At 54.1% G+C, this 17,231-nt stretch carries 15 protein-coding genes and 1 tRNA gene; 6 read left to right on the top strand and 10 right to left on the bottom strand.

Annotated features, from left to right (window positions below; all coding sequences use genetic code 11):
* Positions 1 to 4: 4 nt before the first annotated feature.
* Together PUV47_RS11570 and PUV47_RS11565 are read right to left on the bottom strand one after the other, a co-directional pair.
* Positions 5 to 511, bottom strand: a complete 507-nt coding sequence (locus PUV47_RS11570; RefSeq protein ID WP_274218718.1) for a winged helix-turn-helix transcriptional regulator — start codon at positions 509 to 511, stop codon at positions 5 to 7.
* A gap of 148 nt (positions 512 to 659) precedes the next feature.
* The gene (locus PUV47_RS11565) at positions 660 to 1,910 is read right to left on the bottom strand and encodes an MFS transporter (protein WP_274218717.1); all 1,251 of its coding nucleotides are present in this window, start codon (positions 1,908 to 1,910) and stop codon (positions 660 to 662) included.
* A 222-nt stretch (positions 1,911 to 2,132) separates the two neighbouring features.
* Here PUV47_RS11565 and PUV47_RS11560 point away from each other — a divergent pair, with 222 nt between their 5' ends.
* The 3 genes from PUV47_RS11560 (at position 2,133) to PUV47_RS11550 (ending at position 5,741) form a co-directional block, all read left to right on the top strand.
* On the top strand, positions 2,133 to 3,269 hold the full coding sequence (locus PUV47_RS11560; protein ID WP_274218716.1) for an anhydro-N-acetylmuramic acid kinase: 1,137 nt from the start codon (positions 2,133 to 2,135) through the stop codon (positions 3,267 to 3,269).
* 1,006 nt (positions 3,270 to 4,275) lie between these two features.
* Positions 4,276 to 5,052 carry an NAD kinase gene (locus PUV47_RS11555; protein WP_274218715.1) on the top strand — a complete coding sequence of 259 codons (777 nt, stop codon included), beginning with the start codon at positions 4,276 to 4,278 and terminating at the stop codon, positions 5,050 to 5,052.
* A gap of 143 nt (positions 5,053 to 5,195) precedes the next feature.
* The gene (locus PUV47_RS11550; protein ID WP_274218714.1) at positions 5,196 to 5,741 is read left to right on the top strand and encodes an Hpt domain-containing protein; all 546 of its coding nucleotides are present in this window, start codon (positions 5,196 to 5,198) and stop codon (positions 5,739 to 5,741) included.
* Positions 5,742 to 5,801: 60 nt separating this feature from the next.
* Here PUV47_RS11550 and PUV47_RS11545 read toward each other — a convergent pair whose 3' ends face one another.
* Entirely contained in the window at positions 5,802 to 6,875 is a 1,074-nt protein-coding gene (locus PUV47_RS11545; RefSeq protein ID WP_274218713.1) for a DUF2336 domain-containing protein, read from the bottom strand.
* Between the two features lie 172 nt (positions 6,876 to 7,047).
* A complete protein-coding gene (locus PUV47_RS11540) occupies positions 7,048 to 8,028 on the bottom strand; it encodes a lytic transglycosylase domain-containing protein (RefSeq protein ID WP_274218712.1) in 981 nt (326 codons plus the stop codon).
* A 138-nt stretch (positions 8,029 to 8,166) separates the two neighbouring features.
* Here PUV47_RS11540 and PUV47_RS11535 point away from each other — a divergent pair, with 138 nt between their 5' ends.
* A complete protein-coding gene (locus PUV47_RS11535) occupies positions 8,167 to 8,844 on the top strand; it encodes a hypothetical protein (RefSeq protein ID WP_274218711.1) in 678 nt (225 codons plus the stop codon).
* A gap of 545 nt (positions 8,845 to 9,389) precedes the next feature.
* Here the strand turns inward: PUV47_RS11535 and PUV47_RS11530 are convergent.
* Both PUV47_RS11530 and PUV47_RS11525 read right to left on the bottom strand, forming a co-directional pair.
* Positions 9,390 to 9,986, bottom strand: a complete 597-nt coding sequence (locus PUV47_RS11530) for a flavin reductase family protein (RefSeq protein WP_274218710.1) — start codon at positions 9,984 to 9,986, stop codon at positions 9,390 to 9,392.
* Between the two features lie 8 nt (positions 9,987 to 9,994).
* Positions 9,995 to 10,585, bottom strand: coding sequence for a nitroreductase family protein (locus PUV47_RS11525; RefSeq protein ID WP_274218709.1), 591 nt, complete (start codon positions 10,583 to 10,585; stop codon positions 9,995 to 9,997).
* Between the two features lie 319 nt (positions 10,586 to 10,904).
* On the opposite strand from PUV47_RS11525, the gene PUV47_RS11520 reads away from it, so the two are divergent.
* On the top strand, positions 10,905 to 11,957 hold the full coding sequence (locus PUV47_RS11520) for a hypothetical protein (RefSeq protein ID WP_274218708.1): 1,053 nt from the start codon (positions 10,905 to 10,907) through the stop codon (positions 11,955 to 11,957).
* A 45-nt stretch (positions 11,958 to 12,002) separates the two neighbouring features.
* On the opposite strand, the gene PUV47_RS11515 is transcribed toward PUV47_RS11520, so the two are convergent.
* Positions 12,003 to 12,836, bottom strand: coding sequence for a lysophospholipid acyltransferase family protein (locus PUV47_RS11515; RefSeq protein WP_274218707.1), 834 nt, complete (start codon positions 12,834 to 12,836; stop codon positions 12,003 to 12,005).
* A gap of 156 nt (positions 12,837 to 12,992) precedes the next feature.
* Positions 12,993 to 14,936, bottom strand: coding sequence for a threonine--tRNA ligase (thrS, locus tag PUV47_RS11510; protein WP_274218706.1), 1,944 nt, complete (start codon positions 14,934 to 14,936; stop codon positions 12,993 to 12,995).
* A gap of 196 nt (positions 14,937 to 15,132) precedes the next feature.
* Here thrS and PUV47_RS11505 point away from each other — a divergent pair, with 196 nt between their 5' ends.
* Positions 15,133 to 16,470: a glycosyltransferase family 4 protein gene (locus PUV47_RS11505; protein ID WP_274218705.1), complete on the top strand. Its 1,338-nt coding sequence runs from the start codon at positions 15,133 to 15,135 to the stop codon at positions 16,468 to 16,470.
* Positions 16,471 to 16,484: 14 nt separating this feature from the next.
* Here the strand turns inward: PUV47_RS11505 and PUV47_RS11500 are convergent, their stop codons facing one another.
* Entirely contained in the window at positions 16,485 to 16,907 is a 423-nt protein-coding gene (locus PUV47_RS11500) for an ASCH domain-containing protein (RefSeq protein ID WP_274218704.1), read from the bottom strand.
* A 40-nt stretch (positions 16,908 to 16,947) separates the two neighbouring features.
* Positions 16,948 to 17,032: transfer RNA gene (locus PUV47_RS11495), tRNA-Tyr, on the bottom strand.
* Positions 17,033 to 17,231: the final 199 nt, after the last annotated feature.

Below are 17,231 nucleotides of genomic sequence, written 5' to 3'. Positions count from 1 at the left end.
TGGCTCAAGTCGCCTTGCGGCGTCGCACGCGGTTCAGCGCATCCGCAAAGACCGCCCCCACGCCGGGTCCCGGACGCGCCTCAACATCGCGCGCTGTCAAAACCTTGTAGTCCTGGGACAGAACCTGCACCTCTCGCACAGGCTTGCCCGTTTCGCGTTCGATCAGGTCCAACCGCAGTCCTGTTGGCTTGCCTTCCCAACGCTCTCCCCACTGGTTTAGCGCAATCAAAACGGGATAAAAATCCATACCCTTGTCGGTCAGGAGATACACGGAAGAGCGGGCGTCCTCTCGGTCCTTTTCCTTTCGAATGATGTCGGCCTCCACCAGCCGGTGCAGCCGATCCGTCAACACGCTGGTGGAAATGCCAAGGTTACCCTGAAAGTCGTCAAAGCGCTTCAGTCCTTGGAAAAGTGCTCGTAAAATCAATAGAGTCCAGGCATCGCCAATCAGCTCAATCGCCTGAGCGATTGCGCAGTCCATACCTGCAAAGCTGGTGCGTGTGCCTGCCATGTCGGCCCCTCATTTCACTTCGTTAAGCGAAGTAAAATCCAATCCAGAGCCACCCGCAACCTCTACCTTTGGTGCAACGATTGCTTTGACGCCTTAATTTCTCAGCGCCAACTTGAGCGTCAAGCCTGAGCGAGACCTTCCCTTTTCGTCACCCGATCGGAGGATCAAGCGCCTCAACATCTGGCTCGCGCCACAAACCAAACTGCAACACCAGCGCAATGATGAAGCTGAGCACGCCAACAAAGAAAACGCTTTTCACATCAAGCGCCATCAAGAACCCGCCACCAAGTGAAATGATCCCAGCACCAAGCGTGAACAGCGCCATGGTCACCCCCATGACCCAGCCCTGCTCATCATCGCGCGCGCTGGCAGAAAACAGCGACAGCATGATTGGGTAGGCCAACCCAAAAGCAGCGACCACAGGAACGAGCAGTATGTAGGACAGCAGCGGCAAGCTGTTGGCAGCATAGGTCAACACGAACACCGCCATGATGCCGGTACACACCTTCACGATGGGAAGACGCTGGTAAAACTGTGTCATGGTCCGGACCAACACTATGCTGGAAAATGCCATGACCAGACCAAAGACCACCAGCGTCAGGCTGGTCTGCTGGGTCGAGAACCCAAACCGTTCCACCTGAAAGTTGTTCAGGTAAATGTAAAAGGCGTTGAGGCCCATCTCCACGAAGAAGAACACCAGACAAAGCTTGACGATGGTAGGCCGCCCGCGCACCCGCCACAGAACGAGAAACACCTCGCTCGGGCCAAAGTCAATCTTCTTTCGGCGTTTGTTGGTTTCTTCAAAACCCTGATAAATCAGGAAAATATTAATCAGCACAAGGACGATGGCCGCCATGAACGGTAGCTGCAAGGAGGCGTAAGACCCCAACAGCTGACTGTCACTCAACCCGCCCGCAAGAAGCGGCCCCACCACCAGACCAAGTGCCACGAACGCGGTGATCAAACCGAGATTGAGGCTCTTTTCCTGCGGGCTACGGCTCTGATCGATCAGGGAGGCTTGCGCGATGGGCTGATTGCCCGCCGTAAAGCCAGCAACCGCCCGCCCAACGATCAACAGGATGAGGCTGTTCAGATAAATTGCCAGCACCGTCAACACATAGCCGACCAACGCACCGGTTAGACAAATGAGGATCCCGTTCTTCCGCCCGATGTAGTCTGACAGCTTGGAAATGTAGGCAGCACCAAAGAACCAGAAGAGATAAAACACACCCAGAACCACACCAAAAGTGGCCTCGCGGCCCAGCAGGTCATTCCCCTCCATAAGGAAAGCGGAGTCCTCGCGTAAAAGCAAAGTCGTCAGGATGGGGAAAATCAGCCCCTGCCCCATCACATCAATGAAAACAACCATGAGCAAGGCAAGGCGAGCGATACTGAACACGAATGGTCTCCTCCAGATGCGAAGGCTGGCGCGGCCCGACCCAATCGGACCAAAGGTGACCTTAACGGAGCCCCACCTCTCAAATCAATCCATTGCACGCGACAGAATTAACTCTTGCATTTTTCCAGAAAGCTTGGGGTTTCTCCTTGCTAGAAGTCGCCATTCACACTTATTAGACTAATTGAGAACTGCAGAGATGAAATCAGGGGCGAAGCTGCATTCATGAATCCCGTTTGGGCTATTGGACTGATGACCGGCACTGTGCTGGACGGCAACATTGACATTGCCATGATTGAGAGTGACGGCACCGCCGTTACCCAGTTTGGTGCATATACGCTCTCCCCGTACCCTGACGGACTGCTTGAACTGCTCACCGACGCCATGGAGGCAGCACGAACCTGGCAGTTTAACGGTCCAGAACCCGCCATCTTTGCCAAAGCGGAACGGGAGCTGACCCGCGCCCAGTCTGTTGCGGTCGCCAATTTTCTTCACGACCACAAAATACCCCGTAGCCAGATCGGCGTGATCGGCTTTCACGGGCAAACCGTGCTGCACCGACCAGCCGCACAAGGCATGGCTGGCGCCACCCGTCAACTTGGCGACGGCCCATTGATGGCAAACCTGCTCGGCATCCCGGTAGTTTATGATCTGCGCAGTGCAGATGTTGCAGCTGGAGGCCAGGGTGCCCCGCTTGCACCGGCCTACCACAAGGCGCTTATCGGCCAGCTTGCCGGACGTTATGATCCCAAGGATGTTGTGCTCCTTAATCTCGGCGGCGTTGGCAACCTCACTTGGTGGGATGGGTCAGACACCCTAATGGCGTTTGACACAGGCCCTGCCAACGCTCCCATTAATGACTGGGTAAAGCAGCACGGGAATAACTTTTTTGACAAGGACGGCCAGCTCGCCGCCAAGGGGACGGTTGATGAGGCCCGCCTTGTAGCAGCACTCGCCAATCCATGGTTCGATCAGAAGCCACCCAAGTCACTGGATCGTTTCAGCTTTACGAAAGATCTTGCCAGTGGCCTCTCCTTGGAAGATGGCGCAGCGCTTCTGACAGCGTTTTCAGCATCGGCAGTTGCCAAAGCCGTCGCTCACCTGCCTCACCGCCCCAAGGTACTTGCTGTTTGCGGCGGCGGACGCAAAAACCCGACGTTTATGCGCGAATTATTCAAACGAACGCAAATCGACGCAAAGCCAGTCGAAGCCTTTGGCTGGCGCGGCGACGCCATTGAAGCGGAGTGCTTTGCGTTTCTCGCCATTCGTTCCGCGCTGGGTCTTCCCCTTTCCTTCCCACAGACAACGGGCGTCTCTCGCCCCTGCGCGGGCGGAGAACTCTACGTTCCCACAATACTTTAAGCGGAAGTTCGGCACACTCGCGCACCAAGGTGACGCACAGCCGGAACCGAGTTATGCCCGTTCGCGTCAAGGCTCAAGCACCGGCTTGACGCCGGCATGAAGGGAAATCCTTCGTGTGGACCTGAACTGTTCACGCTGGGTGCACGCAGTGTTTACCGGAAGTCCCAGGCCTCAACATCCGCGACTTATCCCCCTCAGCCAAAGCATCAAACAATGATTGAATTAGCTTTACAATGCTGAAGGCCTATCATGCGTAATACCGGCACTTCTGCGATCTTGAAACGGAATTCAGACAAGTATTCCCGAAAGCGGGATCCATACCCTTAAGTCTTAACAAGCCAGCTTCCCGACCAATCCCACCAATACCAAGCAATCAACACACACCTACCTAACAAGCAAAAAGGGTGACCTGCCGCCGCACAGATCACCCCATATACAGCCTGCCCCCAAGCTGCAATAAAACAGTATAATAAAATGAATTAGGAAGAAATATATAGAATATATTTCCTGCCGTCCTAGCGAATACTATTCGCCTTTGCAGTGTTAATCATAATCGATTTGACGAACGTGAAAAGCCCCCCAAAGCAAAAAGCGGGCCCGTGTTGCCTTTGCGTCACTAGAGAGTTTTTCACCATAGGTGTTCATGAACGGAACGAGACAAGCAAATGCCAAGGCTTGGCCTCAAATACGCCAGCTTAGACAAGTTACAGTTCTGTGTCGCTTGTCACAGACCCAATTCTTCAAAACGGCATACTCAACTCACGAAACATTGGAAGGAGGCAGTCATGGCCTATAGCAGCAAAGCACAAAAGCAGTCTTTAGCACCTTACTTCACTGGGTTGGCCATGAGCGGCGCTCTTTGGACCACGTTGATCTTGATGGTCTTTGCGAGCCAGTAAGTCGTGACGAGACTTCACGCAAGGCAACCACATAGAAAATAACACCCTTCGCCGGATTTTAATTTTACTTCCATCATGCTAGGCAATTCCGGCGGAGGTACGGGACATTGAATCAAACATCCATTCAGCGACTGCATTTTGTCTCAAGCGGCACGCCGGAAGCAGACGCTTCAAAGGCTGAGCTGGAGACTATGTATGGCGCTGTACCAGCTGACCAAGCCGATGTGATCGTTGCGCTGGGCGGCGACGGCATGATGCTTCAATGCCTGCATCAATACATGAACACCGGCATCCCCCTTTACGGCATGAACTGCGGTTCGGTCGGCTTCTTGATGAACGACTACCGCCCTCACGGGCTGCTGGAACGCCTGAATACGGCCCAGGACACGCGCATCCATCCTTTGATCGTTGAAGCTACCGACAAGAACGGCGAGTTCTTCAAGGCGCACGCCCTGAATGAGGCTTCATTTCTGCGTCAGCGCCATCAAGCTGCCAAGCTGCGCATCACCATTGACGGCAAAGTGCGCATGGATGAGCTGATTTGTGATGGCATCATGGTGGCAACCCCTGCAGGCAGCACGGCCTACAACCTGTCGGCACACGGCCCGATCCTGCCCATTGGCTCCTCTCTGCTGGCCCTGACGCCCATCAGCCCTTTCCGCCCTCGCAGGTGGCGCGGCGCTCTTCTGCCCAACCACGCCAGGGTGGAGATTGAGGTGCTGGAGGCCGACAAGCGCCCGGTAAGCACCTCGGCTGACCATCTCGAATTCCGTAATGTCATCAAGGTACTGGTCTACGAAGACACCAGCTCTCAATGTGTCATCATGTTTGATCATGACCACGGCTGGGACGAGCGCATTCTGGCCGAAATGTTCAAGTACTGACCTCTCAAATTGCAGCGCAACACGCTGCGCAACTGTTGCGCATTCTGCACATATTTAACGGCTGGAGGCATTGCCTGCATGGAATCGGCACTCCATAATGCAGGCGGCTTGATCTTCTGGATCAAAACACAGGGTGGCGCGCAATGATTGACAAGAATTCACCAGCCGAAAAGGACGCGGAAGTGTTTCGCGCACCTTTGGATTTGTCAAAAAAGGTGCGCAAGCTCACAGCTGCTGAAGCAGCCCAGTTCGATCCCGTGAAGGCCGCAGAAGACGCGGTTGCCGAACTCTCCGAAGAATTCTCCAGCTGGATGGACAACGAGGCAAGAGATCTGCGGTCGGCGTGGGCAACAGTCACGAATGGCAACCGCTCCAAGGAAGCCTATGAGGAACTGTTTCGCACAGCGCACGACATCAAGGGACAGGCCGAGACATTGGGCTTTCCGCTGGTCGGAGAAGTAGCAGGATCGCTGACTGAGCTGATCTCAGCAATGCAGAGCGGTGAAATCCAGGTTCCAGAAGAACTTATCACACAGCACATTGCCGCCATTGCAGCCATGCTGCGCGAAGACGCAAGAGACGCTTCCAACATCACCGCACGCATTTTGGTTGAGAGTTTGGCACAGGCCACCGCCAAAATCCTGGGCCGCGATCACAACGCAGACACCCCAGACGACTTCAACACCTGACCCCGAAATGCAAACGGCGCCACCTGTGTGACGCCGCCAACCTATTGAATTATGAATTCTTTAAGCCGCTGAAAGCATGGATGAGACCCGCTCACGCGCACTCTCACGCGACGCCTCATAACTCAAGCGCACCAAAAGATCCTGCAGATCTCCCAGCTCTTCAAGTTCCAATGAATCCTGCTCATCTAAAAGCTCGGTAACGACCAGACGCGCCTTGCCCCAACGGTCCATGTTGAGCGTATCCGCCAAGGCCCAAGCCTCCAACGCTGCGACGAACACCGGATGGGTACGCTTTGGCAAGCCACACTTTGCGAGAAGCGCGGAAACTGTGGAACTCTTGGGAGACTTCAGGACACTGCTGACGTGGCGCTCGTTGACACCGGACAAACGCACAACTGCCCGCTCGAAGAACACAAGTGCGCCTGTGCATACCGCACGCAACAGCAACAGGCTCGTCATTTGGTGACTGGAAATAAGATGCTCGATCAGTGCTGACTGCTCTTCCTGCGCTGCATCGTAGGCAAGCGCAACGGTTGCACGGTCCTGCGCATCCGCCACAAGCCGTTGAGGAGACTGGGAATGAACACCATTGCTCACCAACGGATGATCGCGAAGCTCTTCTGTATAGCGGCGGATCAGCATGTGCCGAAGCGGCAAAGACAAGTCCTCTCGCGCCAACAATGCATCCTGAATGCTGCGCTCGCCGCCAAACCGATCGATGATCCGTTGGAACATGCGGTCACGCAACACAGCGCGCTTGTTGCCCAGAAGCTCCAAGATGGCCTCAAATGGCGCAACCTCGCAGATGGCAGCTGCAAGACCGATGGAAACAGGTTGCCGCCGCGCTATCGCGCAGACACGCGCCGCGCTGGAGGTCGCGACCAGATCGACCAGCTCGCCCTCAGAGATTGATGAAGAGGCTTCAAGAACAGGCAAGGCAACCGTTTCTTCATCGCACAACAGTGTTGAAATGATATGCGGCGGCGCCCCTTCCGCAGGCCCAAGAACCTCAGCCAAAGCCACCCTCACACTCACGTCAGGATCATCCAGCATAAAGGTCAACGCTGCCTCGGCAGAGTCCCTCTCCTCAGCGTCCATCTCAGAAAACAGATAGGCCTTTGCCAAGGCGGACACTGCTTGCGCCCTACTCCCAGCCGGAGCCGTTTGAACCCAGGTAAGAAAACTCGATACAATCATGGAACGCCAGACCACTAACACTAATACTCAACGACATAGCATTAAGCATATTTATTAATGTTTGGTTCACCATAAACATATTGTGGTTCAGGGACATAGGCGCACTTGCTTAGGCCTTGTTTGGCTTGATGGCCCCATAGTTCAGGAAGCCAGTAAGATCCAAGGGCGTCCCCGCAGGTCGAGGACGCGGCACGCCCGCCGCGCCCAGGTCCGCCGCATTATCTTCTTGGGCTGCAAAAGCTGATGAGATGCTTGCCGACACCGCCTCAGCCTGCTTGGTTTCATCTGTAGCTCTAAAGAGCGCCTCGAAAGGCGCGCCAGGATGACGGCCGCTTGTTGCCCAAGCGGTCAGAATTCTGCTTTGAATGACATCAGGCTCTGCCTGCTGGTCAGCCTTTTCCTTTGGCACCGGAGGCAGACCTCCAACCGCAGTTTCATCGACCTGCATTACCTGTTTGGCTGCTATCGTCATTTCCGTTTGCGCAAACTGGTTGACCAGACGGTCATAGACTTGGGCGACGCTGCGCGCCTCACCATTGCGCTCATAGAAAATCGCCTTGTTCGCCCGCGCTTGCTGCGGGAACAACGCCGAAGCGTCAACTTCCGGGGTTTGTTCGGCTGCCGAAATCAGTCTCGCCCCACCGCTGGCACCTAAAAAGTGTGCCACATACAACTCACCAGTTGACGGCGTCCGGTTCAGCTTGGAGGTCAACACCTCACGGTTTGCTTGAGTAAAGGCACCGGCAACCAACGCGGAGACCTCGGGATCCTTGCGAAGATCAAGGAGCTGCTCACGCAAATGGGGATTCTCAACAACGTAGTCGCCATCGGAGGTGACCTCGATGTGGCGCGCGTAGTCCTCCAGACCCAGCTCATCACCGCTCTTTTTAAGCGTTTCAAGCCAAGTACTTTCAATGAATTGGAAAAGCCCCGTAGCTGAAGACGTTTGCGCCTTGGCCTGCGGGTCCATGGATGACTCTTTGGCAGCAGCTTGAACCAGGTAGCCAAATGGCGTACCAGTTGCATGCGACGCGCTTTCGAAGGCGCGCTCTATCCGTGCTGATATGGAGGCATCCCCAGCGACCTTCATGGCCAAACCCCTTCTTAACCGTTAGTAAGAAATGCTTAATAATGGTTAATAAATAGTTAATTTTTAATTTTCCTAGCGTATTCATCCCCGAGTACTTTAGGATGTGGTCGTATACGTCATGTAACTCAAAGCCGAACCATGCCTCTTTTGCTAGTCTCAGAACTTTCGGAGTTAAGTAGCCTTGAAGTATCCAAGGCAAACATCCCAACATCCGTAATCCTTAAGGCTCAGACTGCAACACCCATCATACCAAAAGAGGCACCAAAAGTCGGGCTCGACTACTTCCTCAAGCTGGAAACGATAACCGAAGAACTCGTTCACAGCACACTGCAAGCGCACAAAGACCTTGAACTCTCTGGGGTTTGCTTTCCACTCACCAGTGCTCTTGAAGAACTAACGGCACTGGATGCACTCCTGTCCGTTCATGAGGCGGACCACTCTCTTCCAGAGGGATCGCTGAAAGTTTTTATTGAAATCGGCGATGTACCCGTGGCTGCATACAGTCTTTGCAACGCTGGGCTCTTTACCTCCCGCCTCGCAGGCGTTCTTTGGGACGCGGCCAAAGCAGCATCTGCTCTGGGGGCAATCGGCCGCCACGCCGATGCAGGCACCTACAGTCCCGCCCTTGTCGCTACTCAGACAATGACGCTGATGGGCGGAAAGGCACTTGGTGTCCCTTGCTATGACACACCAGAACGAGACGCAACGGCAGACGCCCTCCAGTTGCATGCACAAGCGGCAAAGGAAATGGGTTTCGACGGCAAAGCCGCCGCCTCCTACGCTCAGCTGGAAACCATAGCAACGGTTTTCGCCTAACAAAACTCAGCCAGACAGCTCAGATCCGACATCACTGCACTTCGTGCCGGAAGCCAAACGCGAGGTTTTTCCTTAGCCCGGCATTTCGACACTGTTTCGCTTTGAAACAACAGGACAACGACCTTGCGGACATGAGGCAGCTAAGGGTTACCAACCGATTCGGCACCAGTGCGCCTTATTCACAGCTGAGGCTATCTACAAATTTGTCGCGACCAAAAGCTAGTGTTGCAGAATTACCATCCAAAATGTGATCCACAACACACAAAAACCCTAGCATTTGCCTTATTTGAAACAAGATTGACCGTCGCTGCATAAGGGCCTGAGAGACCGGTGTGTCACATTGGACACATGCCGGCATGCCGTTGTGCCTGTCCAAAACCGTTTAACGGAGCGCGGAAAAGTGCTAAATCCTAAAACTATGAGCAACGTAGTCTACGGCTCAAAAATTCCCGACATTCCCCAGCGATGGGCAACCATTGCTGTCGGGCTAATACGGCGGAGATGAACCTTCCATCTCCGCCGCTTTCATATCCAGTGACTGACCATCAGCGCGGACGCTCAATCTGGAACACTTCGTTGATGACAGCGTAGTCCATGTAGCCCAAGCGCGCCAACGGACGAAGACGCGCCATATCAACCAGACCATCTACCAGAGCGTCATCGGAAATATGCACCCCAACAACCTGCCCAAGGATCAACCAGGAGTTGGTTTCTTTGCCTTCAAGGTCCACGAGTCTTTGAACTGACAGCCGTTTGCACTCAAGCGACGCTTTCGCCTCTCCCAAACGCGGTGCAGAGACAATATTACTCGCCACCTCAGAAAGCCCTGAGAGCTCAAACTCATTCACATCCGCCTCAACCATCTTGGAAGATGTGTTCATCTGCTCCGCCAGATCCATGGTCGCCAAATTGCAGACAAACTCGCCCGTCTCCTCCACGTTCCGGACGGTATCCTTGTAGCCGGAGGACGAAATCATCACCATCGGCGGCGTATCCCCAATGGCATTGAAAAAACTGTAGGGCGCCAGATTGGATACACCGGAGGCGGAACGGGTGGAAACCCAACCAATCGGGCGCGGTGCGACCAGTGCCTTGAACGGATTGTGCGGCAGACCATGGTGAGCATCAGTTTTGTAGAACATGGAAGATCCTAGCCATTCCAATGGGTGGTAAGAGACGCCACATCCGGGCGATCACGCTCCTTGGGCGCGACACTGGATGTACCGATATGAATGAAGCCTGCAAATTGTTCGCCCTCATTCGCTCCCAGCATCGCAGCAGCTTCCGGATCAAAGGCGTACCACTCAGTAATCCACTGAGCCGCAAAACCCATGCTATTTGCGGCGATCACCAGATTCATGCAGGATGCACCGACTGACAAAGTCTGCTCCAGCTTAGGCACTTTACTCTCAGGCTTGAAAGAAGCGATGACGCCTACCACGAGAGGCGCACGGGTGAATCGCTCCAGCTCCATCTTTTTGTGATTAGGCCCAAGCGGGCCCTCTTTCTCCTCCGCAATTGCGGCAAGCCGCTCTCCAACAACACGACGTGCTTCCCCCTGATAAACAACAAATCGCCAAGGGCATTGCTTGCGATGATCAGGTACACGTGCCGCAATCTGAAGAATTACATCAAGATCTTCGGGAGAAGGACCGGGCTCAACAAGTGTTGCAGCAAGCTGGGAACGTCGTGTCAGCATGAATTGCGTGACAGCAGAGTATTGATCGTATGACCGTGTCATGATTCTCGCTTTTGCAGAACAAATCTATAATTTGACAAAACTCATAGTCTGGAAACATGTACCCATCAATCCCAAGGGCAACGGGCATAGATTGGGCACAATTTTGCCGTATTTGAGCATTTCTGTAAAAACTTCAAGTAAACCTTTACAAATCGCTTTCAAATCTAAATGTGACAGGCTAGTTTCGAGTTCACCCTCGCGGCATGTTTTTTGTCGGGTGTCGCGTTGAGGTAACACTCAAAATAACGTGTATCAGAGAGCGCAAAACGTGGTGCTTAGAATAAAAACATCTGCTTGCAGAACCCTTTCGCGCATCACAGTGGCTTGTGTCACTGCTGCGTTTCTTCAAGCGGGCGTTTCTTCAGCGACACAGGCACAGCCGGTCGTTCCGACCGCCAAGCCGGATCTGCCGTTCGCGCCAGAAGTTCTCGACATGAACCCACGCGGCGGTGCGGCAGGACCAACGGGCGCACCTCCCATCAGCTATGATCCCCTCAGCGGCTATCAGGGCCAGTCTCTTGCACCAACGCTCGGAGCAGGAAACCTCACATATGCCCCGAGCTTTGCCTTTGAAGGGCAAAGCAGCGCTGAGGTCGATCAAGCAACCCTTTATCTCGTTGCAAAACTGACGGAAGACACCCCCAACCTTACCAAGGGTCTGGTTTGGCGTATCTTTAATGCCAATCCCCGTGAAGATGGCACCTACGAGCAAGCAGCCGTGATCAAGGATAGCGACGCAGAGGTTCGCTTGGACCCAGGTGTCTATCTGGTGCACACAAGCTTTGGCAAGGTGACAGCCACGACCCGGCATGAGCTGACGAATGGCGTTACAACCGGCACAATCGTTTTGAACGCAGGCGGTATCCGTCTGGATGCGGCTCTGTCGGGCGACCAGCCACTGAACGATGAAACCGTGCGCTTCGACATCTACGACATGACCTACGATGCCTTGGGCAACCGTAACCTGATCGCTGGCGATGTGAAGCCGGGAGAGCTGGTGGCCATCGGCGCAGGCACCTACCACGTGGTCAGTCGCTATGGAGACTTGAACGCCGTCGTACGCGCTGATTTGCACGTGCAGGCAGGGAAGCTGACCGAAGCCACACTGCACCACCGCGCAGGAGAAGTGACGCTCAAGCTTGTCAGCGGGAAGAACAAGATCTCTCTGGCAAACACCGCTTGGACCGTTCTAACACCAGGCGGTGACACCGTGGCCTCAGGAAACGGAGCCTTTCTCGACCTCACCCTCGCCGAAGGCACCTATGAAGTGCTTGCCCGAAATGGCGCGGTGACCTACCGGGACACCTTTGAAGTCAAGAGTGGTTTCAGGGACGTGGAAATCGAGATTGATACAGAAAAAGCTCAGCGCTAGGCTGAGCTTTTTGCTTTTAAGATCCGAGATCAGACCAAACTCTGCCTAAGCAGAGCGGCGCAGCTCTGGCGGCGCAAGCGCATGAACACGCTCATGCAGATGGTCGATCACTTCCTTCTGATTGCCAAACGTACTCAGCTCTTCAAAGGGAATTGCCTCCCCAACTCGAACGGAAATACGTGAGCCCACAATCCGGCGAAACTCGCGGATGAGCAAAGAAAGGCGCAGCGTCAGAGACAGGCGGCTTGCCATATGGAACAGTGGAGAGTTTTGCCCCTCAAAGAAGACCGGCAGAACCGTTGCTTGCGCAGAGCGGATAAGCTTTGCGGTAAAGGTCTTCCAAGGCAGCTCTTCGGCCCGTCCAAATGGCTTCTTGGCTGTCGCAACCCCGCCTCCGGGGAACACGATGATTGTGACGCCCTCTTTCAGCAGACGTAGCGCCTCCTGACGGGTGCGCATGTTATTGCGCAGCGCTTCGGCAGTTTCCTCAAAATCAACAGGAAGCGAATAAGGGCGGATCTCCGGAACCTTCAAAAGCTCGTTGTTGATGAGAATGCGGTAAGGGCGATCAAGCTGCTCGCAGAGCGCAAGCATAGCCAACCCGTCACCAATGCCAAACGGATGGTTGGCAATAACGACCAACGGACCATCAGGCATTTGCTTCGGAGGCCACGTAGAGCCGCTTACCGAAAGAGACACATTTATCAGATTAAGCAGTCCGCCCCATTGATAAGGCGTACTACCAACAATCTGATCCCTCCAAATTTCATAGAGACGCAGAAGCTTCTTCCGTCCAGATAGCCCCTCAACACCTCGAATGATCCAGCGCTTCAGCCTTGGATGGTCGGCGTTAGCGTAGCTGAATTCTGCGTATTCCAAATGTGACCTCCCCAGTACACGGGCATAGCCTAGGTAACGAACAATAAATAGGTCGCCACCTAAGCAAACAATCGTGAAACTCTGGCGACAGCAAGCGAAAAGAACAGGGTTGGCAACATTTTTTATCACCAACCCTGAGTGTCATCGGCAAAAAGTTTAGGCGCCTGCCTTCAGATCCGGCGCAATCGCCTCATCCTTCAGGCTTTCGATCGCCTCTTCCAGTCCCATCATTTTTTGGTCGCGGGAGCCAAGACGACGGATGCTCACCGTCTTCTCTTCTGCCTCACGCTTCCCAACAGCAATGATCACTGGAACTTTCGCCAAGGAGTGTTCACGCACCTTGTAGTTAATCTTCTCGTTGCGAAGATCAAGCTCACCGCGAAGGCCAGCCGCCTTCATGGCTGCATGAACTTCTGCCGCATACTCATCCGCATCAGAGGTGATAGCAGCCACTACAAACTGCTGCGGCGCGAGCCAAAGCGGGAAGTGACCTGCATAGTTCTCGATCAAGATGCCAAGGAAACGCTCCAAAGAACCACAGACAGCGCGGTGCACCATCACGGGCTGCTTCTTTTCGCCATCCTTGTCCACGTAGAACGCGCCAAAGCGCTCTGGCAAGTTGAAGTCCACCTGAGTGGTACCACACTGCCATTCACGGCCAATGGCATCTCTCAAGGTGTACTCGAACTTAGGGCCATAAAACGCGCCCTCGCCTTCCAGAATGCCGGTCTTGATGCGGCCACCAGAGTTTGCCTCAATCTCTTTGAGCACTTCACTCATGACCGCTTCAGCGTGATCCCAGACCTCGTCACTACCAACACGCTTTTCAGGACGCGTTGAAAGCTTCACCACAATCTCTTCAAAGCCAAAGTCTTTGTAAACAGACAGGATCAAGTCGTTGATCTTGTGGCATTCCGCGGCAAGCTGGTCTTCCGTGCAGAATACGTGCGCATCATCCTGGGTGAATGCGCGAACACGCATCAAACCGTGCAGCGCACCGGATGGTTCATAGCGCGAAACAGCGCCGAATTCTGCCATACGCAAAGGAAGATCGCGGTAGGACTTAAGGCCGTGCTTGAAGATCTGCACGTGGCCCGGGCAGTTCATTGGCTTGATGGCAAAGACGCGATTGTCTTCGGTCTCGGTGGAGAACATGTTCTCCCGGTACCATTCCCAGTGCCCAGAGGTTTCCCAGAGACCCTTGTCCAGAATCTGCGGAGCGTTCACCTCTTGATAGTCATCTTCAAGACGTCGGCGCATGTAATCGGTCAGATTACGGAAAAGCTGCCAGCCCTTGTGGTGCCAGAATACAACGCCCGGCCCCTCTTCCTGAAAGTGGAACAGGTCCATCTCGCGGCCGAGCTTGCGGTGATCGCGCTTTTCCGCTTCCTCAAGCATGTGAAGGTAAGCCTTGAGGTCCTTCTCGTTGGACCAGGCAGTACCGTAAATGCGGGTAAGCATCTCGTTGTTGGAATCACCACGCCAATAAGCGCCAGCGACCTTCATGAGCTTGAAGGCAGACCCAACTTGATTGGTGCTTACAAGGTGCGGACCGCGGCAAAGGTCAAGCCATTCGCCCTGCTTGTAGATCTTGACGGTTTCACCTTCAGGAATCGCATCAACGAGCTCGACCTTGTAGGCCTCACCCTGCTCAGCAAAATACTCTTTCGCTTCTTCACGGCTCCAGATTTCCTTGGTGAACTTTGCGTTGCGCTCAATGATCTGACGCATCTTTTTTTCGATGACCGGCAGATCTTCCGGCGTAAACGGCGTGTCGCGCTTGAAATCGTAGTAAAAGCCGTTCTCGATCACCGGACCAATAGTCACCTGAGTGCCTGGCCACAGCTCCTGTACCGCTTCAGCCATAACGTGAGCACAGTCGTGCCGGATCAGCTCAAGCGCACGCGGGTCATCACGGGTGATGATCTCGATTTGGGCATTGTCATCAATAGGATCAGAAAGGTCGCGCAGGTTGCCGTCAATCGCCATTGCCATGGCTTTCTTCTGCAACGACTTTGAAATGCTTCCAGCAACTTCCAGGCCGGTTGTACCAGCTTCGTACGCGCGCACCGAGTTGTCAGGGAAGGTCAGCTCAATCATATCGTCTCTCCAGCTCACTCCTGCAGACAAGGCAGGTAAGCGGTTTGGGGGTTACTTTGCCCGGGTTCCTTACAGAATTTTTGGGAGCTGGTCCAGTAATCATGGGTCAAGCTCAACAAATTCAGGAGATTGTCGAAGCAAAAAAACACCACCACACTAACCTTAGCGTAAAGGGTAGGTTCAAAGGGGTGTTTGTATGCCACAGGGAAGCGGAGAACTGCTGTTCGACCTGACAGAACTAAAGGGCACTCGAAAATCAACACCTCAACCAACTGGCATTCAACGCACCGTCCTCGAAGTGGCACAAGCTCTGTTCCAAGGCCACACCCCAGTTGATTTCATCTGCTTCCACGAAGCAACGCAGACCTACCATTATGTGGACCCTCTCAAGTTCTTCGACCATCAAGAGCCCTTCCCTTATTGGACAAGCGATTGCCTGGGACTTTCATTGCCAGAACCATGGCTGGAAAAGTACCAGTCTCGCCCTTTTCGCCGCGCGTTTCACAGCACTAAGCATGCAACTCAGCTGCTTATCGCCCGCGCGACAGGAAAACTGAACGGTGAGGCCCTTTTGGAACCTGTTACCGGCACCATGGCACCCATACTGAACATGGGCGGGATTGACACCCAGCTTCGGCTTTGCCGTTTTGCCGAGGCGCACGACCTTCTGGACCTAACCTATTGCTACATCCATGACCTCATCCCCGTTCGGGTCAAAATGGGGCACGTCACAGCTGGATCAGGCAAATGGCAGCAAGACCTGACCCAAGTCCTTCTCCGAAAGCCTCACATTCTCACCAACTCAGAGTTCACCCGAGATGACATCACACAGTTCCTGATCGAGCAAGGACTGCCGTTTCCACGACTGCTGCAAACAGTGGCCCTCGCCCACGAGCTGCGCTTTCCTCAACTGGAGACCCCGCGCCTCAGAGAGCTGCCGAACCACTACTTCCTGCTCGTTGGCGATATCAAACACCGCAAGAATGCCCTAACCGTTTTCAAGGCCTACGAGACCTTGGCACGAAGAGGTATGCCGATTGAGTTGCCTATGTTGGTTTTGGCAGGAAACATTGATCCGAAAGAACTGGAGCGCATGATCGACGACCACGAGCTGGAGACCATGGCGCGCTACATCTTTGTGGTACCAAGCCCGGATCAGCAAACACTGGCAGAGCTCTATCGCAAAGCAGAGGCGCTGATCTACCCCAGCCTGTTTGAAGGATTTGGCATGCCAGTTGGAGAAGCTCTTTGGATGGGCACCCCAGTGCTCGCCTCTAACACCACTTCGATTCCCGAAGTCGGCGGCAAGTTCGTTACCTACTTCGACCCTTACAGAACGGAGTCCTTGGTAACCTGCCTCAAGAAATTCATAGAAGCGCCAAGCAGCTTCCGGAAGAAAGTCCCGAAAAGAGAGGCATTGCGTAACTGGCACATGGTGGCTGAGGATCTCTGCCAGACCCTCACACGAACATGGCCCGGTCGGGCGAAGAAAGCAGCGAGTGCCGCCCATCGAACCAGCAACGCTGCAGGCTGAACAACCAATCTAACTTAGTTGACGGTATCCTGGCCGGATTTCTTGAAGATTTTCACGAGCCGGAAGTACTCACAGACCAACTTCATGTCCGGAGCGTAGACACCAAGACGCTCGAAATAGCGCTTGTGCCCCACTTGCCAATGCTCAAGGCTTAAGTCGCCTTCGCCCTCAAGTACGGCCCAGACCTCATCGATCTCATCAAAACGGCGGATGGACACGTCGATCAGCTCGATCACGCAGCCCGGTTGCCCTGCACCATCTAGCACCAGATACTGCTCTCCAGCTTTTGGAATAGGCAGACCTTCGCTCTCGTAATACTGCAAGTCACCACAGGTCGCCGTTTTCTGACCAATGAGAACAAGCTTCAGAAGTTCATCAGCAAGCTCTGGTGTATCGCCAAAAGAAAAGCTTGGAAGATCGGAGGGAACGGATGTCATCGTGTCCACCTTTCTAGCTACTCTCAGATTTGAGGGAAGGTGGTGGAGGAGGTTGGATTCGAACCAACGTAGGCATAGCCAGCGGATTTACAGTCCGCCCCCTTTAGCCACTCGGGCACTCCTCCGTCGCGTTGTCGGTGTCGACCGCGTCGTGTGGGTGGCCTTATGCGAATTCGTGCGCTGATTGTCAACGCCACTTTTGAAAACTGTCCACTAATTAGCCGTCATAGCCTTGGAAAACTCGGCTCATACCGTTTTTATGCCTAGCAAACAGCAGGTTATTCACATGCGATCCGGCTAAACCCTGACCTGCAGACCATGACC

It is taken from the genome of Pseudovibrio exalbescens, from assembly GCF_028737195.1.
GTDB lineage: Bacteria > Pseudomonadota > Alphaproteobacteria > Rhizobiales > Stappiaceae > Pseudovibrio > Pseudovibrio zosterae.
The sequence above is the reverse complement of the archived record's forward strand: the minus strand, read 5'-3'. Positions and strand labels throughout refer to the sequence as shown.

Excerpts from the sequence above, each read along its gene's own strand:
- thrS (WP_274218706.1), bottom strand. The coding sequence starts at position 14,936 with ATGATTGAGCTGACCTTCCCTGACAACTCGGTGCGCGCGTACGAAGCT.
- PUV47_RS11570 (WP_274218718.1), bottom strand. The coding sequence starts at position 511 with ATGGCAGGCACACGCACCAGCTTTGCAGGTATGGACTGCGCAATCGCT.
- PUV47_RS11540 (WP_274218712.1), bottom strand. The coding sequence starts at position 8,028 with ATGAAGGTCGCTGGGGATGCCTCCATATCAGCACGGATAGAGCGCGCC.
- PUV47_RS11535 (WP_274218711.1), top strand. The coding sequence starts at position 8,167 with ATGCCTCTTTTGCTAGTCTCAGAACTTTCGGAGTTAAGTAGCCTTGAA.
- PUV47_RS11500 (WP_274218704.1), bottom strand. The coding sequence starts at position 16,907 with ATGACATCCGTTCCCTCCGATCTTCCAAGCTTTTCTTTTGGCGATACA.
- PUV47_RS11560 (WP_274218716.1), top strand. The coding sequence starts at position 2,133 with ATGAATCCCGTTTGGGCTATTGGACTGATGACCGGCACTGTGCTGGAC.
- PUV47_RS11525 (WP_274218709.1), bottom strand. The coding sequence starts at position 10,585 with ATGACACGGTCATACGATCAATACTCTGCTGTCACGCAATTCATGCTG.
- PUV47_RS11530 (WP_274218710.1), bottom strand. The coding sequence starts at position 9,986 with ATGTTCTACAAAACTGATGCTCACCATGGTCTGCCGCACAATCCGTTC.
- PUV47_RS11550 (WP_274218714.1), top strand. The coding sequence starts at position 5,196 with ATGATTGACAAGAATTCACCAGCCGAAAAGGACGCGGAAGTGTTTCGC.
- PUV47_RS11505 (WP_274218705.1), top strand. The coding sequence starts at position 15,133 with ATGCCACAGGGAAGCGGAGAACTGCTGTTCGACCTGACAGAACTAAAG.